Raw genomic sequence first — 17,440 nt, forward strand, 5'->3', positions numbered from 1 at the left:
TTTAATTGAATAAGAAAGTAATTGTTGTTTCGATAATTGAATGGATTAAATGAATAAAAATCATAATTAAAAAGAGTTTAGTGTGATGTGTTTAGTTACTAGATAATAATGTTTTGATGGAGTTTCGTCAGTAATAATTACGGTATCTCCGAAATTGATTTTTTCGCCTGACAAACTTTTTATGTTTAAAGTGATAATATCTTTATCGATTGGGAATTCGGCCGAACCGATTTTATCTCCTTCGATAGTTGATTTCATTTTACCGATTCGTCCTATGAAATCGGTTTCTTCTTCGCCGTGATATCCCAATTCTTTAAATGCTTTTACTAATGGTTTTGTAATCCAGTGCATCAATATAAAAACGATAATGAAAACTGGAATTAATATTAATGTTGACCAAATTCCGAATTTAGCTAAACCTAAAACAGTTGTTGAAACTAATGTAATTACCCAACTTATGAATTTAAATATGGTAAAGATGACCATTAACGGAACTTTTCCGACGTTGATAAAATCTAAACATTTAGCAAAAAACGAAGGTTCGGCTGTTTCAGCTCCATCTGAAATGTCAAAATCTGCATCGGTATCAATGTCAGAAATATCACCTAAATGAATGTCTGAATCGCCACCGAAATCAAATCCATCACCAGCCAAAAATTGAAATATCCAATAGATTAATGAAAATCCCATTAAAATGGACATAATTCCGTTTGGCAATGGATTGAATAATAGGTTTAGTAAATCTGTCATTTATCGTTTTAATTTGGTTGAACTAGTTTTATATTGGTCGCTTAAATGTGTAATAAATTTGCTGAGAAACACCAGACGTTCCAATTGTTGCACAAGTTACAAGTTCCCATCCTTGGCTTCCCAGTTTATTAAATTCTAAATTTATTTTATCGACATCAGCAGAAACTTTTGTAAATCCAACTTTACAAGAAATTTCAATAGTTGTATATTCGTATCGTATCATTTTTTTTACGTTTGAATTCTTAGTAAATTCAATAAATTTTGATTAAAAAATATCATCAAAAACAGTGATATTTAATTATTCTTTGTTTTTAATTTTAAGTTTCAAGGCTTCTAATTCGTTTTCGATTAAATCACCTTTTAAAGTTTCGTTAATCTCATCATCAATGGTTTTGGTGTTATTCGCCATAGAACCGTAAGCTTGCGCTAAAGCTTCGTCTTCTTCGACTTTATTTTTCATACGTTCTAGCATACTAACAGTGCTATTCGAATCGATTTTTGCCATTTGCTTGTTCACCATTTTTGTAGCATTTGCTACACGAACACGTGCTTTTAAAGTCGTTAATTCGTTTTCCCATTTATTGATATTGAACTTTAAAACTTCTGTGTTCTTCTGAACTTCTTCGGCAGATTTTTCATGAACCGTAACTTGATATTCCAATTCGGTAATTTCTTCCAATAAACGTTTCTTAATCATCAAAGCTTCTTTAGCAAGAGATTCAGCTTGTTCAACAGAAATTTCTTCTCGATTAGCTTTTTCTAATAGCAAAACCGCTTTGTTTTCATAATCTTGGGCTTCTTTTCTTTTTGTGTTAACCGAATTTTGAGTTCTAATTGCCATCGCTTTTACTTTTGCGTAAGCTTCTAAGGCTTGATTTAAGTCTTCGCGCATTTCACGAATTCCTTGTTCGGTCATTTTAATTGGTTCTTCCATTTTTTCGACTACCGAATGTATTTCGGCTTGACCGATTCTAAATATGCGTTTAAAAATATTCATTTTAATTATTTTTTATTGTTTAGAAAATTCAATGATTTGAGCAGAATATTCGCTCATTAATAAACTTAAAGAATTTAAAGTTGCTTCAAACTCGTTTTGGTCCAGATTTGAAATTTGAAGCGTGTAACGATAAATTACTTTTGTACCGTCTTCTGTGATTGCAAAAGCACCGTGAATGATATCGCGATTTTTCATCAACAAGGCTTTAAACATTTCACTATTTTCGTTTGTAAGTGTAAACAAATACAATTCGAAAATTATAATTGGCGGCGCAATTCCAACAATTAAGTTTTGAATGCCGTCCATTAGATTCTCAATCATAAAAACACCTTCGCTTTCATTACTGTAAGAAATGGTATAATCTACATTTCGAATATAAGATTCAACTTTAGAGAAATAATTCATTTTGATGTTAATTGTGTTTTTTGTAATTTGCTCCCATAAAATTAAACAATTTGCTAAAATAATTAGCAAATTGAAATGTTAAAATTTTCTTAAAATGACAAAGATTGGTGAAAACATAAAGAAATTAAGACAAGTAAAGAATCTAACACAACAATCATTTGCTGATTTATTTGAAGTTAGCCGTGGAAATATATCTTCATACGAAGAAAAACGTGCAGAACCAAAAATCGAAACCATTAGCAAAATTGCTAAATATTTTAGCATACCCATAGGTCATTTGATTGAAAAAAACTTAACTGTAAATGAAATTTTACATTTTGACAACTACTTCGAAGAAGGTAATCCTTTACAAAATGTTAAAAATATGAGCAAGATTCCATTTTTATCTAGGGAAGTTTTACAAGAAAAAAAGGATTTAGAATCGAATATTGACAAATATCCATCCATATTTTTTCCGATTTACAATTCGCATAATTTCATTGCATTAGAATATAATTCGGGAATGGGTGCTCCGATTGATTTTCCATACGAAGAACCAACTATCTTATTTTTCGAAAATTTAGAAGTTGAAAATCTTCATTTACTTGAAGATAAATTTGGATTATTTTTAGTAGAAGATGACGTAATGATTGGAAAATATCGTCAAGAAGAAGATAAACTCATTTTAGAATTGAATCAATGGAAGAAAATTGAATTTGAGATTGAACAAATTCAACACTTTTATCAACTGTATTCGGTTTACAAAAAAGTTTACAAATAGAAACAAAAAAAACTCCATTCAATTTGAATGGAGTTTTTTATGGTCTTAATTAAAAGATTACTTACGACGTAATTCTTTAATTTTAGCTTTTTTACCAGTAAGTTCTCTGAAGTAGAAGATACGAGCTCTACGAACTTTACCTCTTTGGTTAACTTCAATTTTCTGTAAAGCTGGCATGTTGATTGGGAAGATACGCTCAACACCAACGTTTCCAGACATTTTACGGATTGTGAAAGTTTCAGTAGTTCCTGCACCTCTTCTTTGGATTACAACTCCTTTGAAGAACTGAGTTCTAGTTTTGTCACCCTCTTTAATTTCATAATAAACTGTGATTGTATCTCCAGCTTTGAAAGTAGGGAAATCTTTTTTAGTAACGAATTCGTCTTGAACGAATTTTAATAAATCTAAAGCCATTGCTTAAATTGAATTTAGGTTAAATCAGAACAACGTACACGTTTCTCGCTAGAGGTTGATCCAAATGAAGTGCAAATATAATTATTTTTTTAATATGAAATCAAATATTACAAAATGCTTTTTTAGATTTTAATATCATTTAATCTTTTAATAAACAACGAATTACATCTATTTTACAGCTTCTACTTTATAACCTGCTTTACGTAACAAATCCAACACACCGTCTTTACTACCTAAATGAGCAGCACCGACAGCAAAAAAAGTTGCATTGGTTTTCATCATTTCAGGCATTTTTAAAACCCAATTGTTATTTCTATTTACTACAAATTCATCGTAAGCCTTTGGGTTCATATAACTTGATTCTTTTAACAATTCTAAAAGCTTATCAATATTTTGAGATTTATAAAGTGAAACCATTTCTTTGTTAGAATCTACATCAGTACCAAGTTCTTCTAACATTTTAATAGAAGCATCAATATTTAGATGATCTTTCATAATTATCATTTGCTCTTTTACGCTTTCCAATCCAGTTAAAGCCTTTTTATCAACCAAACTTTTTTGAATCAATTCCATTTCATACATTTTAAAATTCTCGCATGGAAAAGATTTCATGGTAATCATACTTGCAATTCCACTTTCTGAAATTTTATCAAACATCATGATATCTAAATCTAATTTCTCTTTTAATAAAGTTGTTAGTTTTGCGTATTGATCTGCTGAAATTCTTTCTTTCAAAGAAATATTCGATTGCATCGCTTGTTGCATTTCCATCATTTCTTGCATATTACTAAAATCAATTTCAGTTGCTAATACATCAGAATTAGATAATGCATTTTGAAATTGTTCTGTAAAGAAATAATCTTCTTCACAAATCATATGAATGGTTCCAAAAACATACGAAGGTTTTTCTAAGCCGTTTCCTGAAACTTTCCATAATAATGAATTTTCATTTTGAGTAAATCCTACAGAAGAAACTAAAAATAATACAAATGTGAATAAAGCAGAACTAAGATTTTTCATGATTTAAAGTTTAATTTACAAGTAAGTAACCGAATTTTAAAAACGTTACATTTAAAAATAAAAAAAATCTGAATTTATATTCAGATTATTCTTTATCTAACAAATCAGGTCTACGATTTAATGTATGTTCGTAAGCTTTTTGCTCGCGCCATTTTTCAATTTCAGGAAAATTTCCACTCAATAAAATATCCGGAACTTTCCATCCTTTATATTCAGCCGGACGAGTATAAATTGGTGGAGCTAATAAATTATCTTGAAAACTATCTGTCAAAGCAGAAGTCTCGTTAGATAAAACTCCTGGAATTAATCGAATAATAGTATCGCAAAGAACTGCAGCTCCAAGTTCACCTCCAGAAAGTACATAATCACCAATCGAAACTTCACGCGTTATAAAATGATCGCGAACACGTTGATCGACACCTTTATAATGACCACATAAAATAATGATATTTTCAACCATCGACAACGAATTAGCCATTTGTTGATCCAAAGTTTCACCATCTGGAGACATATAAATAACGTCGTCGTAAGTACGTTCACTTTTAAGTTTAGTTATACAAGCATCAATCGGCTCAATACTCATCACCATTCCTGCCCCACCACCAAACTGATAATCATCGACATTTTTATGTTTGTTTGTACTATAATCTCTAAGATTATGGAAATGAACTTCTACCAATCCTTTAGCAATTGCTCTTTTAAGAATCGAAGCTTCAAACGGACTTTTAATCAGCTCAGGTAAAACGGTAATAATATCAATACGCATAATTCTAATTTTGTGCAAAAATAAACCATTTTACCAAACTAAATAGTAACAATATTTTAGCTTTTTGAATAATCGTAAATAATTAAGTGTTTTTTAACGATTACAAATCGTAACTCAATTTAAATTACAGCCAAAATATGTATCTTTGTACTTATTTATTTTAAATCAGATAAAGATGCAAGACGGAATTTATGCAAAATTCAACACCGAAAAAGGTTCGATTTTAGTTAAATTAACTCACGATAAAACACCTGGAACTGTTGGTAACTTTGTTGCTTTAGCAGAAGGAAACTTAGAAAACAAAGCACGTCCACAAGGAAAACCATATTACGACGGATTAAAATTTCACCGCGTGATTTCGGATTTCATGATTCAAGGTGGATGTCCAAAAGGAACAGGAACTGGTGATCCAGGTTATAAGTTTGATGATGAATTTCATCCAGAATTAAAACACGATAAACCAGGAATTTTATCAATGGCAAATGCGGGTCCTGGAACAAACGGATCTCAATTTTTCATCACACACATTGCTACGCCTTGGTTAGATAATAATCATACTGTTTTTGGACATGTAGTAGAAGGTCAAGAAATTGTGGATGCAGTTGAACAATCAGATGTTTTAGAAAGCGTAGAAATTATCAGAGTTGGTGAAGAAGCTAAAAACTGGAATGCGGTTGAAGCTTTCCGTACTTTTGAAGGTTCTCGTGAAAAAAGAATTGCTGCTGAAAAAGCCGCTGCTGCTGCAGAATTAGATGCAATCGCTGCTGGTTTTGAAACTACAGAAAGCGGTTTACGTTACCAGTTTATCCAAAAAGGAAACGGAAAACAAGCTGAAAAAGGTAAAAAAGTTGCTGTTCATTATAAAGGTCAATTAGTAAACGGAAAGGAATTTGACAATTCATTTAAACGCAAAGATCCAATTGAATTTACATTAGGAGTTGGACAAGTAATCGAAGGTTGGGACGAAGGAATTCAATTATTAAAAGTGGGTGATAAAGCTCGTTTTGTAATTCCATCTCATTTAGGTTATGGTTCACGTGGAGCCGGTGGAGTTATTCCTCCGAATGCTGTTTTAATTTTCGACGTTGAATTAATGGACGTAAAATAATATATTCACTAAATATTAAATGAGCTCTTCAGAAATGAAGGGCTTTTTTTTGTTAAAAAATGACACATACGTAGTCTTTAAGAAGATCAAAAAAGACGAAATATGTTAAATTTTAATATAATTAATAAATTTTAAGATTAAAAAAAACATATCGTTTTTATTAGTTTTATTATTACGAATCTTTGAATGGTCAGTTTAACGATTCTTTTTATACTTGTAAAAATTTAAAAAGATGAGTGAGTACTTACATTTAAAAGATCAAACTTCAAATCCTGGCCCAATTGGTTTATTTGGATTTGCTTTGACCACAATTTTACTAAATATTCATAATGCCGGTTTTTATCCAATCGATACCATGATTATGGGAATGGGAATTTTCTTTGGAGGAATTTCACAATTCTGCGCGGGTGTTATGGAATGGAAAAGAGGAAATCAATTTGGGAGCGTTGCATTTATGTCTTTTGGTGCTTTTTGGCTTTCTCTTGTTTTCATTTGGATAGCTACAGCGGCAGGTTTACCAAAACCTGATTCCGTTTCAATGGGCTGTTATTTAGCCATGTGGGGATTATTTGCTTTTGTGTTTTTTCTTCAAACGTTAAACGGTTTAAGGGTTGGTAAAATTTTATTCGGCTTGTTAGTAATCTTATTTGCTTTATTATCAACCTTTAATTTTACAGGAATAACTTGGATTGGTAGACTAGCAGGATTCGAAGGCATTCTATGTGGTTTTGTCGCTTTTTATGAAGGAAGCGCAATTATGATCAATCATAAATATCAAAAAAACGTATTACCAATGTAATTCTATAATTATTTTAATTTTAAAATCCTCATTAACACTAATTTTAGTTTTTTGAGGATTTTTTTAATTATTAAAATTGTATTTTTGGAAAAACTTTCAAAATGAAGAAAATAATACACTCTTTATTATTATTTCCTATCTTTTCATTTGCCCAAATTGACGTTCCCATTCACTGCGGCTATGATTTTACTTCCTATTTTGTAGTTCATCCGCATGAAGATGGAAAATCAAAAACAATTGATAATCTCAAAATCAGTATCGTAGATTTAGATGGAAATGAAGTAATAAATGAGAATAATAATTTAAGTTGGATAAATTCTGGTAAACCACTTTTATTTACTAGAAACTATAAAATAAACGAACAAAACAAACGAATTCCAATTACCGAAGAAGGAAAATGGTTTTATTATTTTGCAAATGATCATTATTTATTAACAGTTTCAAATACTTTTCCTGCAGAAAATTACAACATAAAAGTTGAGGATGTCGATGGTGAAGAAAACGGTGGGAATTTCAAAACACAATTTATTCCTTTAGCAAGTTACAATATGTACGTTTTATGTACCTCAGAAGAAAGAGCAAAAGCTATGCAATTTGGTAGAAAAGTTACAAACAAACCACTTGACATAGTTATGGAAAAAAAATAGGAAGCTTAATTAAGCTTCCTGTTTTTTTATTTTTTATCGTTAAAATACATTTCAGCGAATGTTAAATTTTTTCCATGTTCGATACGTTTATGAAATGTTTCTGGTTTAATCTCCGATGGTTTTTCAAAACCACAAGCCGAAATAAACTCACCAAAAGCCTTCATTGTATTTTTATGGAAAGTAGCAACACGAACAGATTTATCTGTAATATCCATTCCTTTATATAACAACGGATCTTGAGTAGCAATTCCAACTGGACAATGACCACTATCACATTGTAACGCTTGGATACATCCTAAAGCGAACATCATTCCACGAGCACTATAACAAGCATCTGCACCTAGTGCCATATTTTTTGCTAAATCAAAAGCTGAAATAACTTTACCAGCAGCAATAATCTTGATATTTTCTCTTATTCCGTATTCTTTTAAAGTTTTGTTTACAAAAACCAAAGCATCAGACAAAGCCATTCCCATATAGTCAATAAACTCTAAGGGAGCTGCTCCTGTTCCACCTTCAGCACCATCTACTGTAATAAAATCAGGATAGATATTATTAGATTTCATTGCTTCAACAATTTCAATGAATTCATCTTTTCGACCAATACAAATTTTAAACCCAACTGGCTTACCTCCAGAAAGATCTCTCAAACGTTGAATAAAATGAACTAATCCGTTTGCGTCAGAAAATGCGGAATGTGAAGATGGTGAATGTACAGTCGTGAATGGTTCAACATTTCTGATTTTAGACACTTCAATTGTATTTTTTTCAGCAGGTAATAATCCTCCATGTCCTGGTTTAGCTCCTTGAGAAAGTTTTAGCTCAATCATTTTAACTTCTGGATAAGCTGTTCTTTCTTTGAATAAATCTCCGTCGAATTTTCCATCTTTAGTTCTACAACCAAAATATCCTGTACCAATTTGCCAGATTAAGTCACCTCCTGATCTGTGATAATCAGAGATACCTCCTTCTCCTGTATTATGAGCAAAACCACCTAATTGAGCACCTTTGTTCAAAGCTGTAATTGCTTTTTTACTCAAAGCGCCATAACTCATCGCACTGATATTGTAAATACTTGCGCTATAAGGTTGTTTACATGAAGAATTTCCAATAGTAGTTCTAAAATTGAAATCAGTTACATGTTTAGGATAAACAGAATGTGAAGCCCACTCATAACCAATACGATTTGGATCATCTTGCATACCAAATGAAACGGTTTGTTTTTCATTTTTAGCTCTTTGATAAACAATTGAACGCTCACGTCTATTAAATGGTTTTCCATCTAACTCGCCTTCAAAGAAATATTGTCTTAGTTCTGGACGAACAGATTCTAAAATATATCTCAACCTTCCAATAATCGGATAGTTTTTTCTGATGGTATGTTTTGTTTGAAAAGCATCTGTATATGCAAGAAAAAACAAAACTAATGGCAAAATTAAAGTCAACAAATTATGACCTTTAAAAATAACCAGTCCAATTGTAACTGCTAAATAAATGATGACAACTGTCCAAATAATTTGGCGAATAACAAAACGATTTAAAAATTTTTGATGTAACATAAGTTTTCTTCTAACTTAAATTTTAAGGTTGTTGTTTTATTGTTTATACTATTTAATCTTGAAACCTGTTTTTTTTCTACACAATTTATCAAAACCGTAAATTTATCGTACTTAATTTATGATTTTTTTAAAAACAAGATAAAAAACAGATTATTTTACTAAAAAAATAGTGCCACAAAGTTAAAAAAGTTTTTATAATACACTATTTTTTTTCCATTTAATATTACAGCCCATACTAGGTTTTTGAACAGAATTTAAAGAACGATTATATAAAATTGAATCGATTGCATTTCTAAGATCATTTCCACTAGTTGGAATGTTATTTCCAGGACGAGAATCATCAATTTGACCGTGATAAATTAATTTATTTTGTTGATCATACAAATAAAAATCAGGTGTACAACTTGCGTTATATTTCTTTGCGACTTCCTGATCATAATCAATCAAATAAGGAAATTCAAAATTATGATCAAAAGCAAAATCAATCATCTTATTTGGTGCATCGTCTGGATAAGCTTCAAAGTCATTACTCGAAATTGCAGCGAATCCAATTCCTTGAACTCGATAATCATTTGCAATCATAATTAATTCATCTATAACATGATGAACATATGGACAATGATTACATATAAAGAAAATCAAAGTTCCTTTTTCTCCTTTAACATCATCAAAAGAATATTTCCGTTTAGAAGTTACATCTTCTAATACAAAATCATGCGCTTTAATTCCTAGCGGAATCATTTCAGAAAAAGCTTTACTCATATCAAACAACATTTTTATAAAATTAACGTTATTTTTCATATAATAAAAAATATCTTTAATCATTAATTAATCTAACTTCTTTTTTAATAGAGTGAAAAATGTTTTTATCTTTGATTAAAATTAAACATCTATGAATATAAAATATATTAGCGTTTTTTTACTTGGTTTTGTAGGAGTTACAGTAAATACTGTTACTCAAAGAGATACTGAATATCAGAATATCAAGATAGATGCAATTCCAATGGTAATCGTTAATGGATATATCGTTAAATATTCCGAGTTTTTAAAATTAAAAGAAGAGTATATCGACACTTATATTACTCTTGATGAAGAAGATGGCTTCTCTATTTTCGGTGAACCTGCTAAGCATGGAGTTGTCGTAATCACTTTAAAATCAAGATTTAAATCATTAAAATTCGGAGCTGGAGGTAGACAAATCGATTCAAAACAATTGAATTTGGTCTATGAAAAAGCTAAAGAAGCTGAAGCTAAAGCTGCAAGAAAAGCTGAAGCAGATCGTTTAGCTGCTGAAGCGAAAAAACTTGAAGAAAAGAAAAAAGCTGAAGAAGCAAAAAAAGCTGAAACGGAACGTTTAGCAGCGGAAGCAAAAAAAGCTGAAGAAAATAGAAAGGCTGAAATAGCTCGTTTAGAAGCAGAAGCAGAAGCAAAAAAAGAAGCAGAACGTTTAGCGGCTGAAGCAAAGAAAGCGGAGGAAGATAGAAAAGCTGAAATAAAAAAAGAAGCGGAACGTTTAGCAGCGGAAGCAAAGAAAGTCGAAGAAGACAGAAAAGCTGAAGTAAAAAAAGAAGCGGAACGTTTAGCTGCTGAGGCGAAAAAAGAAGCAGAACGTCTAGCGGCTGAAGCAAAGAAAGTTGAAGAAGATAGAAAAGCTGATGCGAAAAAAGAAGCGGATCGTCTAGCCGCAGAAGCGAAAAAAGCCGAGGAAGCTAGAAAAGCTGAATTAGCTCGTTTAGAATCTGAAGCAAAAAAAGTTGAAGATGACAGAAAAGCTGAAGCGAAAAAAGAAGCGGATCGTCTAGCCGCAGAAGCAAAGAAAGTCGAAGAAGATAGAAAAGCTGAAGCAAAAAAAGAAGCAGAACGTCTAGTAGCTGAAGCAAAGAAAGTCGAAGAAGACAGAAAAGCTGAAGCAAAAAAAGAAGCAGAACGTCTAGCGGCTGAAGCGAAAAAAGCAGAAGAAGCAAGAAAAACTGAAATTGCTCGTTTAGAAGCTGAAGCAAAGAAAGTTGAAGATAACAGAAAAGCTGAAGCGAAAAAAGAAGCGGATCGTCTAGCCGAAGAAGCGAAAAAAGCTGAGGAAGCTAGAAAAGCTGAAGTAGCTCGTTTAGAAGCTGAAGCAAAGAAAGTTGAGGATGACAGAAAAGCTGAAGCGAAAAAAGAAGCAGATCGTCTAGCAGCTGAAGCAAAAAAAGCCGAAGAAGCTAGAAAAGCTGAAGTAGCTCGTTTAGAAGCTGAAGCAAAGAAAGTTGAAGAAAACAGAAAAGCTGAAGCGAAAAAAGAAGAAGAACGTCTAGCGGTTGAAGCGAAAAAAGCCGAGGAAGCTAGAAAGGCTGAAATTGCTCGTTTAGAAGCTGAAGCAAAGAAAGTTGAAGAAGACAGAAAAGCTGAAGCAAAAAAAGAAGCAGAACGTCTAGCGGCTGAAGCGAAAAAAGCAGAAGAAGCAAGAAAAGCTGAAATTGCTCGTTTAGAAGCTGAAGCAAAAAAAGCTGAGGAAGCTAGAAAAGCTGAAGCAGACCGATTAGCAGCAGAAGCGAAAAAAGCCGAGGAAGCTAGAAAGGCTGAAATTGCTCGTTTAGAAGCTGAAGCAAAAAAAGCTGAGGAAGCTAGAAAGGCTGAAGCAGACCGATTAGCAGCTGAAGCGAAAAAAGCTGAGGAAGCTAGAAAAGCTGAAGAAGCTCGTTTAGCAGCGGAAGCGAAAAAAGTCGAGGAAGCTAGAAAAGCGGAAGCTGATCGTTTAGTAGCAGAAGCGAAAAAAGCCGAGGAAGCTAGAAAGGCTGAAGAAGCTCGTTTAGCAGCGGAGGCAAAGAAAGTCGAAGAAGCTAGAAAAGCTGAAGCGGACCGTTTAGCAGCGGAAGCGAAAAAAGCTGAGGAAGCTAGAAAGGCTGAAGAAACTCGTTTAGCAGCAGAAGCGAAAAAAGAAGCAGATCGTTTAGCTGCGGAAGCAAAAAAAGCTGAGGAAGCTAGAAAGACTGAAGAAATTCGTTTAGCAGCAGAAGCAAAAAAAGCTGAAGAAAATAGAAAAGCTGAAATTGCACGTTTAGAAGCTGAAGCAAAACAAGCTGCTGAAAACGAAAGAAAAAAAGAAAACGACATTACCTTAACAACTAATTTTGGGAATCATTTACAACGTCAATTTGTGAAATCTATAATGAATCCGAGTGTGACAAAAGTTACAGTAAATGGTAAAGTTGTAACTAAAGAAGAAGCGACAAAAATTAGTGTTTTCAAAGTGGACACATCTATTATTACCTACAATAAAGAGAAAACAGAATCTACATTAGAAATTGTTTTAACTAAATAATAAAAAAATCAAGGATCTAACCTCATCAGTTAGATCCTTGATTTTTTTTTAAGACACTGCCCAAAATTTTGTGGAAACAGAATTAAGATGGGTTTGACTGTTTTTACAGTTGAACCCTTTTCGAATAAAGCTAAAAATTGATTAAAAATCACATCCAAATTATGAATGGTTTTTGTCCATATATTTGAAATTTACACACTTTTTAGGATAGTGTCCGGTAACCCAAAAACTGGGTAAATAGAAAACAAAAGGATTTAACCTCATTGATTAAATCCTTTTGTTTTTTTGCTAAAAATGTTAAAAATTAAATACTAAATCTTTTTACGATTGTCATTAGAATCGGTATCAATTAATTTATTGTACGGATCTACACCAACTTCGATTGGTTTTTCTTTTACTTCAATCTGTATTTTATTATTGATTTTATCAATCTTATATTTCTTGATAAATAATTCATTTTCTAATTCGTATTTACCTTGTTTTTTAGGTTCTCCAAAAATTCCAATTTCAACATAATCTTGTAAAGGCAACGATTCAACTTTATTTTTACCTGTTCCATAAACTAATGTTTTTCCATTTTCATCTTTATAGATTTTCTCTCCGTCTTTACCTGAACGATATTTAGCAACATTGAAATCAATCTCAACCAAATAATTTCCGTTTGGAAGTTTTTTCGAAATCACATTATTTGCTTTGTTATTATATAAAGTGATGGTTTCAAACATATCTTTAATCAAATATTGCAACGAATCTGGCGTAGCTTTTTGAATATAACTCACAAATTCGATTGAGTTTGTGTACGGAGCTTCTTGGAAAGCAACTGCCGAAACATATTCTTTTAAAGCATCGTTAAAATTCTTTTCGCCAATATAATCGCTCATTGCATAAAGTACTAACGAACCTTTGTTATAATGAATGTATTGTTGGTTCTCGTTATACATTAAAGGATTTTCACTTTTCCATTCAAATGTTCTTCCTTGTAAATAACTATCTAAAGCATCTTTCAAAAACTTACGCATTTGACCTTTTCCATAACGTTCTTGCAAAACCATTAACGAACTATATTCCGAAACCGATTCAGACATTAAAGTTGCACCTTTAACGTTTGCGCCAATTACTTGATGCGCCCACCATTGATGTGCCATTTCGTGTGATACAACAGAGAATGGATAATCAACAGCATTTGGATCTTCTTCATCTACATCGGCGATAAAACCAATTCCTTCAGAGAAAGGCATCGTATTAGCAAAAGCTTGAGCAAATGTTCCCATGGTTCTAGGGAATTCAATTATACGTGCTTGTTTATGCTGATACGGACTAAAGTTTTCTGAATAATATTTGATAGACTTTTGCATCGCATCCATCATTCGTTCTACATTATATTCATGTCCTTTATGATAATATACTTCGAAATTGATTCCATCTTTATTTTCTTTGCGGACTTCATATCGTCCAGAATTAAATGCGTAGAAATTCAACATTTTCTGATCCATCTTGTAATGGAAATATTTACGACCATTATCTTCCCATTCTTTTTGAAGGTAACCTGGCGCAATGGCAATCTGATCTGCAGCTGTAGAAACCGTTGTTTCAAAGTTAATCCAATCGGCTTCGCTAGAAATGTAAGTGTTTGCACGAGCTTCTAAATCATCAGCTTCTGGCATACGTTCTTTATTTGGTAAACCGTATTTTTTTCGTACATCGTTATCGGCAATTTCGAATCCGTCTGAATATCCAAATGAAGGAAAAATACTGTTATTAATAAATGTTCCGTTTTCTATAATTGGAGAACGATTCGTTAAAAAGGTATTTGGTTTATTCTGAACTTTAAATTCAACGTTCATGGTTTCGCCTGGCTGTAAAGCTTGAGCTAATTTATAAATATTAAAATCGTGCAACGTATCTTTAGAAACCAACGTGTTTTCTTTACTGAACTTGATGTATTTTAAGTTTTTTCCGTAGTTGATAAATAACGAATCAATGGGTTGGTTTGATTTGTTTTGAACAACATACTTAACCGTTGCATCGTAATTATTTTCGTAAGGAAAAATGTTCATTTCAACATTTACATCTGTAATTCTAGGTTGCGCGTATTTTTCAAATTTCTTGTATTTCTTTTCGAAATCAACTTGTTGTAATTCCATTTCTTTTGCAGAATAATATGGTTCCATAATATTATTGTGCCAATAAATTGCATAACCAATTCCTACAAATCCGATTAAGAAAACCAACATTGGAATCGCTATTTTAAAATTGAAACGGCTTTTTGCAATCGATAAGCGCTCTTTAATTCCAGAAACAATTCCTCTTCTCCAAAGTAATAAAGTAATACAACTAAGAACTAAGGTAAATAAAAACCAATACGCTTTGTAAATAAAGAAAGTTCTTAAAGTGCCGAATCCATTCATATCAGAATAACTTCCGACACCACCAGAATTGAACGAAAAAATTTGCTGTTCGATACCTAATTTGTACAAGAATGGTTTTGCAATCATGAATACTAAAATCGCAAAGAAACCAGCTAAATAGTTTTTGAATAACGATTGAACAAATATCGAGAATAGAATGATGATTAGATAATCAATCAATTCAAATACAAATAATGATTGTAAATATATATCGAATTCAAAATGATAATATCCGTAATAAATCTGAACCAAAATACATGACAACATTCCTACAAAAAGTAATAGAACGGTCATTTTTATTAAGGCAATTACTTTAGATAAATACAATGCCCAATTTGGAATTGGAGTTGAATCTACTAACAAATTCATTCGAGAAGTAACTCCGTTTTGAATTAAAATTCCTGAGAATAAATAAATTAATATTGCGATGAAGAAACTAAACGTTCCTGATATTAATTCTAAAACCTTCCATGTAACTGGAAATGTTTTTGTGCCATATAATTCTTGTCCTAATGTAACTCCAGAAACCAAAACAAAAACAAGCATGATTACCACAATAGTTATAAAAATCCAGTTTTTAATGATAGAACTAAATTCAAATCTTGATAAGTTCCAAGTTGTTTTTAGATTTTGACCAAAAGAATAATTATAGTTTACTTTAGGAAGGTTCAACTTCATGATGCTTCCAAAGTTGTTTTTTACAAAACGAATTCCTTTTTTCTTTCTTGAAAATGAAATTGGCGACTGTGTAAACGAGAATGTAAAATACAATCCTACAAAAACCAGAAGTGAAAAACCAATCCAAATTAATCGATTGTAGATAATCACATCGGTAAATGGTACGTTATTTAAATTTTGTTCATCAATTGTCCAATATTTAGTTACATATTGAATAGCTTCTGAACCAAACGGATCAAGTAAAGCAGGAACAAATTTATCATCCATATCAACCGTTAGATTGCTTATTAACGCTTGAACTACAAATAAAACAAACACGAATATTACACCAACCGAAACGTTTCTTGCTAAAGTAACTAAGGCAAATAATATGGTTCCGATGAAAAAAATATTTGGAATTACAAATAAGAAATAAGATTGGAAATAAGCCCAAAAACGTATAGGTCCAACTAATTCAGGATTTGCAAATGGTAAAATAGTTGCTAAAAAGAAAGCAAAACCAATTGACATTGTTACCAGAATTGTAATTACAAATCCACTTAAAAATTTACCAGCTAAATAATCAAATTTGTTAAAAGGATACGAGAATAAAATAGTATGTACATTGTATTTAAAATCTCGGTACACTGTCGCACCAATTATTGTTGGTACAATAAAATAAACCAATTGTGACAATCCATTAATTAAAGAATTTATTGCCATTGGTGAATTTGCGTAAGTGTTCGATGCTGTTGTGACACCTAAAAAATCGAAATAGCCAACCATTCCAGCCATAACAAAAAATGATAAGGCAAAAAACAGTGCTAAATAAATATAAAAAGACCAGCTCGTGAACCATCTTTTTGTTTCAAATAAAAATATGTTCTTTAGCATTATACTCTATCTTTTTTAAGTGCAACGAAATAAACATCTTCTAATTGAGGTTTAGCTTTTGCAAACGTTTCATGAGGTTGCTCATCAGCATAAACACGAATATTCAATGTATTGTCTTGATTGTAGTTTGAAGAAATGATGTTGTAGTTACGAGCAAATTCGTCAAATTCATCACGTTCAATAATACGCATCCAAATTTTCCCTTCTAAACTTTCTTCCGCTTCTTTTGGTGTTCCACGATAAAGGATGTTTCCACCATTTAAAATGGCTAATTCATGACAAAGTTCGCGAACGTCATCAACAATATGCGTTGAGAAAATTACGGTATGATTGTTCCCGATTTCTCGAAGTACGTTTAAGAAACGATGACGTTCCGCAGGATCAAGTCCTGCAGTTGGTTCGTCAACAATAATTAATTTTGGATTGTTAAGAAGTAATTGTGCAATTCCGAAACGTTGCTTCATACCACCAGAATATCCACTAACACTTTTGTTACGAACGTCCCAAAGATTGGTAACTTCTAAAACTTCTTTTATGATTTTTTTTCTGTCTGAAGCAGAAGCAATTCCTTTAAGTTGTGCAAAATAATTTAATAATTTTTCAGCAGACATGTTTGGATAAACACCAAATTCTTGAGGTAAGTAGCCTAAAACTTTACGCAACGACATTTGGTCTTTTAACACATCAATGTCTCCAAAAGAAATGGTTCCAGAATCTGGACTTTGTAGTGTTGAAATGGTTCGCATTAATGACGATTTACCAGCTCCATTGGGACCAAGTAAACCAAACATTCCTGTTCCAATTTCTAAATTTACATTATCTAATGCCTTAACTCCGTTTTTGTAGGTTTTGCTCAAACCTTTTATCTGTAACTTCATAACTTATGATTTTTAGTTATAAGTATGTCTTTTTTGATAAATGTTACAGAAAGGTTAAAAAATAAAAAGAGAAAAGC

16 protein-coding genes are annotated in these 17,440 nt (G+C 31.8%); 5 read left to right on the forward strand and 11 right to left on the reverse strand.

Going from position 1 to position 17,440, the window contains the following annotated elements:
- Positions 1-66: 66 nt before the first annotated feature.
- The 4 genes from HW119_RS00430 to HW119_RS00445 form a co-directional block, all read right to left on the reverse strand.
- Positions 67-750 (reverse strand): OB-fold-containig protein, encoded by a 684-nt coding sequence (locus HW119_RS00430; RefSeq protein WP_177760742.1) that lies wholly within the window; start codon positions 748-750, stop codon positions 67-69.
- Positions 751-778: 28 nt separating this feature from the next.
- On the reverse strand, positions 779-973 hold the full coding sequence (locus HW119_RS00435) for a DUF4177 domain-containing protein (RefSeq protein WP_177760744.1): 195 nt from the start codon (positions 971-973) through the stop codon (positions 779-781).
- Positions 974-1,048: 75 nt separating this feature from the next.
- Positions 1,049-1,747, reverse strand: a complete 699-nt coding sequence (locus tag HW119_RS00440; RefSeq protein ID WP_177760747.1) for a PspA/IM30 family protein — start codon at positions 1,745-1,747, stop codon at positions 1,049-1,051.
- 12 nt (positions 1,748-1,759) lie between these two features.
- Positions 1,760-2,152 (reverse strand): molecular chaperone Tir, encoded by a 393-nt coding sequence (locus HW119_RS00445; protein WP_177760749.1) that lies wholly within the window; start codon positions 2,150-2,152, stop codon positions 1,760-1,762.
- A 94-nt stretch (positions 2,153-2,246) separates the two neighbouring features.
- On the opposite strand from HW119_RS00445, the gene HW119_RS00450 reads away from it, so the two are divergent.
- Positions 2,247-2,912: a helix-turn-helix domain-containing protein gene (locus tag HW119_RS00450; protein WP_177760751.1), complete on the forward strand. Its 666-nt coding sequence runs from the start codon at positions 2,247-2,249 to the stop codon at positions 2,910-2,912.
- 57 nt (positions 2,913-2,969) lie between these two features.
- Here the strand turns inward: HW119_RS00450 and rplS are convergent, their stop codons facing one another.
- The 3 genes from rplS to trmD all read right to left on the reverse strand — a co-directional run bounded on the left by rplS (position 2,970) and on the right by trmD (position 5,112).
- A complete protein-coding gene (rplS, locus tag HW119_RS00455; protein WP_177760753.1) occupies positions 2,970-3,326 on the reverse strand; it encodes a 50S ribosomal protein L19 in 357 nt (118 codons plus the stop codon).
- A gap of 168 nt (positions 3,327-3,494) precedes the next feature.
- Positions 3,495-4,346, reverse strand: a complete 852-nt coding sequence (locus tag HW119_RS00460; RefSeq protein ID WP_177760755.1) for a TraB/GumN family protein — start codon at positions 4,344-4,346, stop codon at positions 3,495-3,497.
- An 85-nt stretch (positions 4,347-4,431) separates the two neighbouring features.
- The gene (gene trmD, locus HW119_RS00465) at positions 4,432-5,112 is read right to left on the reverse strand and encodes a tRNA (guanosine(37)-N1)-methyltransferase TrmD (protein WP_177760757.1); all 681 of its coding nucleotides are present in this window, start codon (positions 5,110-5,112) and stop codon (positions 4,432-4,434) included.
- 175 nt (positions 5,113-5,287) lie between these two features.
- On the opposite strand from trmD, the gene HW119_RS00470 reads away from it, so the two are divergent.
- The 3 genes from HW119_RS00470 to HW119_RS00480 all read left to right on the forward strand — a co-directional run bounded on the left by HW119_RS00470 (position 5,288) and on the right by HW119_RS00480 (position 7,666).
- A complete protein-coding gene (locus HW119_RS00470; RefSeq protein WP_177760759.1) occupies positions 5,288-6,220 on the forward strand; it encodes a peptidylprolyl isomerase in 933 nt (310 codons plus the stop codon).
- A gap of 232 nt (positions 6,221-6,452) precedes the next feature.
- Complete coding sequence (locus tag HW119_RS00475) at positions 6,453-7,019, forward strand: acetate uptake transporter (RefSeq protein ID WP_177760761.1); 567 nt, start codon at positions 6,453-6,455, stop codon at positions 7,017-7,019.
- A 101-nt stretch (positions 7,020-7,120) separates the two neighbouring features.
- Positions 7,121-7,666, forward strand: a complete 546-nt coding sequence (locus HW119_RS00480) for a hypothetical protein (RefSeq protein WP_177760763.1) — start codon at positions 7,121-7,123, stop codon at positions 7,664-7,666.
- A 26-nt stretch (positions 7,667-7,692) separates the two neighbouring features.
- Here the strand turns inward: HW119_RS00480 and HW119_RS00485 are convergent, their stop codons facing one another.
- Positions 7,693-9,225, reverse strand: a complete 1,533-nt coding sequence (locus HW119_RS00485; RefSeq protein WP_177760765.1) for an FMN-binding glutamate synthase family protein — start codon at positions 9,223-9,225, stop codon at positions 7,693-7,695.
- 192 nt (positions 9,226-9,417) lie between these two features.
- Complete coding sequence (locus HW119_RS00490) at positions 9,418-10,026, reverse strand: thioredoxin family protein (protein WP_410503966.1); 609 nt, start codon at positions 10,024-10,026, stop codon at positions 9,418-9,420.
- 91 nt (positions 10,027-10,117) lie between these two features.
- On the opposite strand from HW119_RS00490, the gene HW119_RS00495 reads away from it, so the two are divergent.
- The gene (locus HW119_RS00495) at positions 10,118-12,526 is read left to right on the forward strand and encodes a hypothetical protein (protein WP_177760768.1); all 2,409 of its coding nucleotides are present in this window, start codon (positions 10,118-10,120) and stop codon (positions 12,524-12,526) included.
- A 311-nt stretch (positions 12,527-12,837) separates the two neighbouring features.
- On the opposite strand, the gene HW119_RS00500 is transcribed toward HW119_RS00495, so the two are convergent.
- The gene (locus HW119_RS00500; RefSeq protein ID WP_177760770.1) at positions 12,838-16,485 is read right to left on the reverse strand and encodes an ABC transporter permease/M1 family aminopeptidase; all 3,648 of its coding nucleotides are present in this window, start codon (positions 16,483-16,485) and stop codon (positions 12,838-12,840) included.
- The gene (locus tag HW119_RS00505) at positions 16,485-17,363 is read right to left on the reverse strand and encodes an ABC transporter ATP-binding protein (protein WP_177760772.1); all 879 of its coding nucleotides are present in this window, start codon (positions 17,361-17,363) and stop codon (positions 16,485-16,487) included. The genes HW119_RS00500 and HW119_RS00505 overlap by 1 nt, the downstream gene beginning before the upstream one ends.
- Positions 17,364-17,440 lie beyond the last annotated feature (77 nt).

The organism is Flavobacterium sp. I3-2, assembly GCF_013389595.1.
Classification (GTDB): domain Bacteria; phylum Bacteroidota; class Bacteroidia; order Flavobacteriales; family Flavobacteriaceae; genus Flavobacterium.

Coding starts and splice junctions, on each gene's coding strand:
- HW119_RS00500 (WP_177760770.1), bottom strand. CDS start 16,485: ATGCTAAAGAACATATTTTTATTTGAAACAAAAAGATGGTTCACGAGC.
- HW119_RS00495 (WP_177760768.1), top strand. CDS start 10,118: ATGAATATAAAATATATTAGCGTTTTTTTACTTGGTTTTGTAGGAGTT.
- HW119_RS00435 (WP_177760744.1), bottom strand. CDS start 973: ATGATACGATACGAATATACAACTATTGAAATTTCTTGTAAAGTTGGA.
- HW119_RS00490 (WP_410503966.1), bottom strand. CDS start 10,026: ATGAAAAATAACGTTAATTTTATAAAAATGTTGTTTGATATGAGTAAA.
- rplS (WP_177760753.1), bottom strand. CDS start 3,326: ATGGCTTTAGATTTATTAAAATTCGTTCAAGACGAATTCGTTACTAAA.
- HW119_RS00505 (WP_177760772.1), bottom strand. CDS start 17,363: ATGAAGTTACAGATAAAAGGTTTGAGCAAAACCTACAAAAACGGAGTT.
- HW119_RS00450 (WP_177760751.1), top strand. CDS start 2,247: ATGACAAAGATTGGTGAAAACATAAAGAAATTAAGACAAGTAAAGAAT.
- HW119_RS00470 (WP_177760759.1), top strand. CDS start 5,288: ATGCAAGACGGAATTTATGCAAAATTCAACACCGAAAAAGGTTCGATT.
- HW119_RS00440 (WP_177760747.1), bottom strand. CDS start 1,747: ATGAATATTTTTAAACGCATATTTAGAATCGGTCAAGCCGAAATACAT.
- HW119_RS00485 (WP_177760765.1), bottom strand. CDS start 9,225: ATGTTACATCAAAAATTTTTAAATCGTTTTGTTATTCGCCAAATTATT.
- HW119_RS00480 (WP_177760763.1), top strand. CDS start 7,121: ATGAAGAAAATAATACACTCTTTATTATTATTTCCTATCTTTTCATTT.
- HW119_RS00460 (WP_177760755.1), bottom strand. CDS start 4,346: ATGAAAAATCTTAGTTCTGCTTTATTCACATTTGTATTATTTTTAGTT.
- HW119_RS00430 (WP_177760742.1), bottom strand. CDS start 750: ATGACAGATTTACTAAACCTATTATTCAATCCATTGCCAAACGGAATT.
- HW119_RS00475 (WP_177760761.1), top strand. CDS start 6,453: ATGAGTGAGTACTTACATTTAAAAGATCAAACTTCAAATCCTGGCCCA.
- HW119_RS00445 (WP_177760749.1), bottom strand. CDS start 2,152: ATGAATTATTTCTCTAAAGTTGAATCTTATATTCGAAATGTAGATTAT.
- trmD (WP_177760757.1), bottom strand. CDS start 5,112: ATGCGTATTGATATTATTACCGTTTTACCTGAGCTGATTAAAAGTCCG.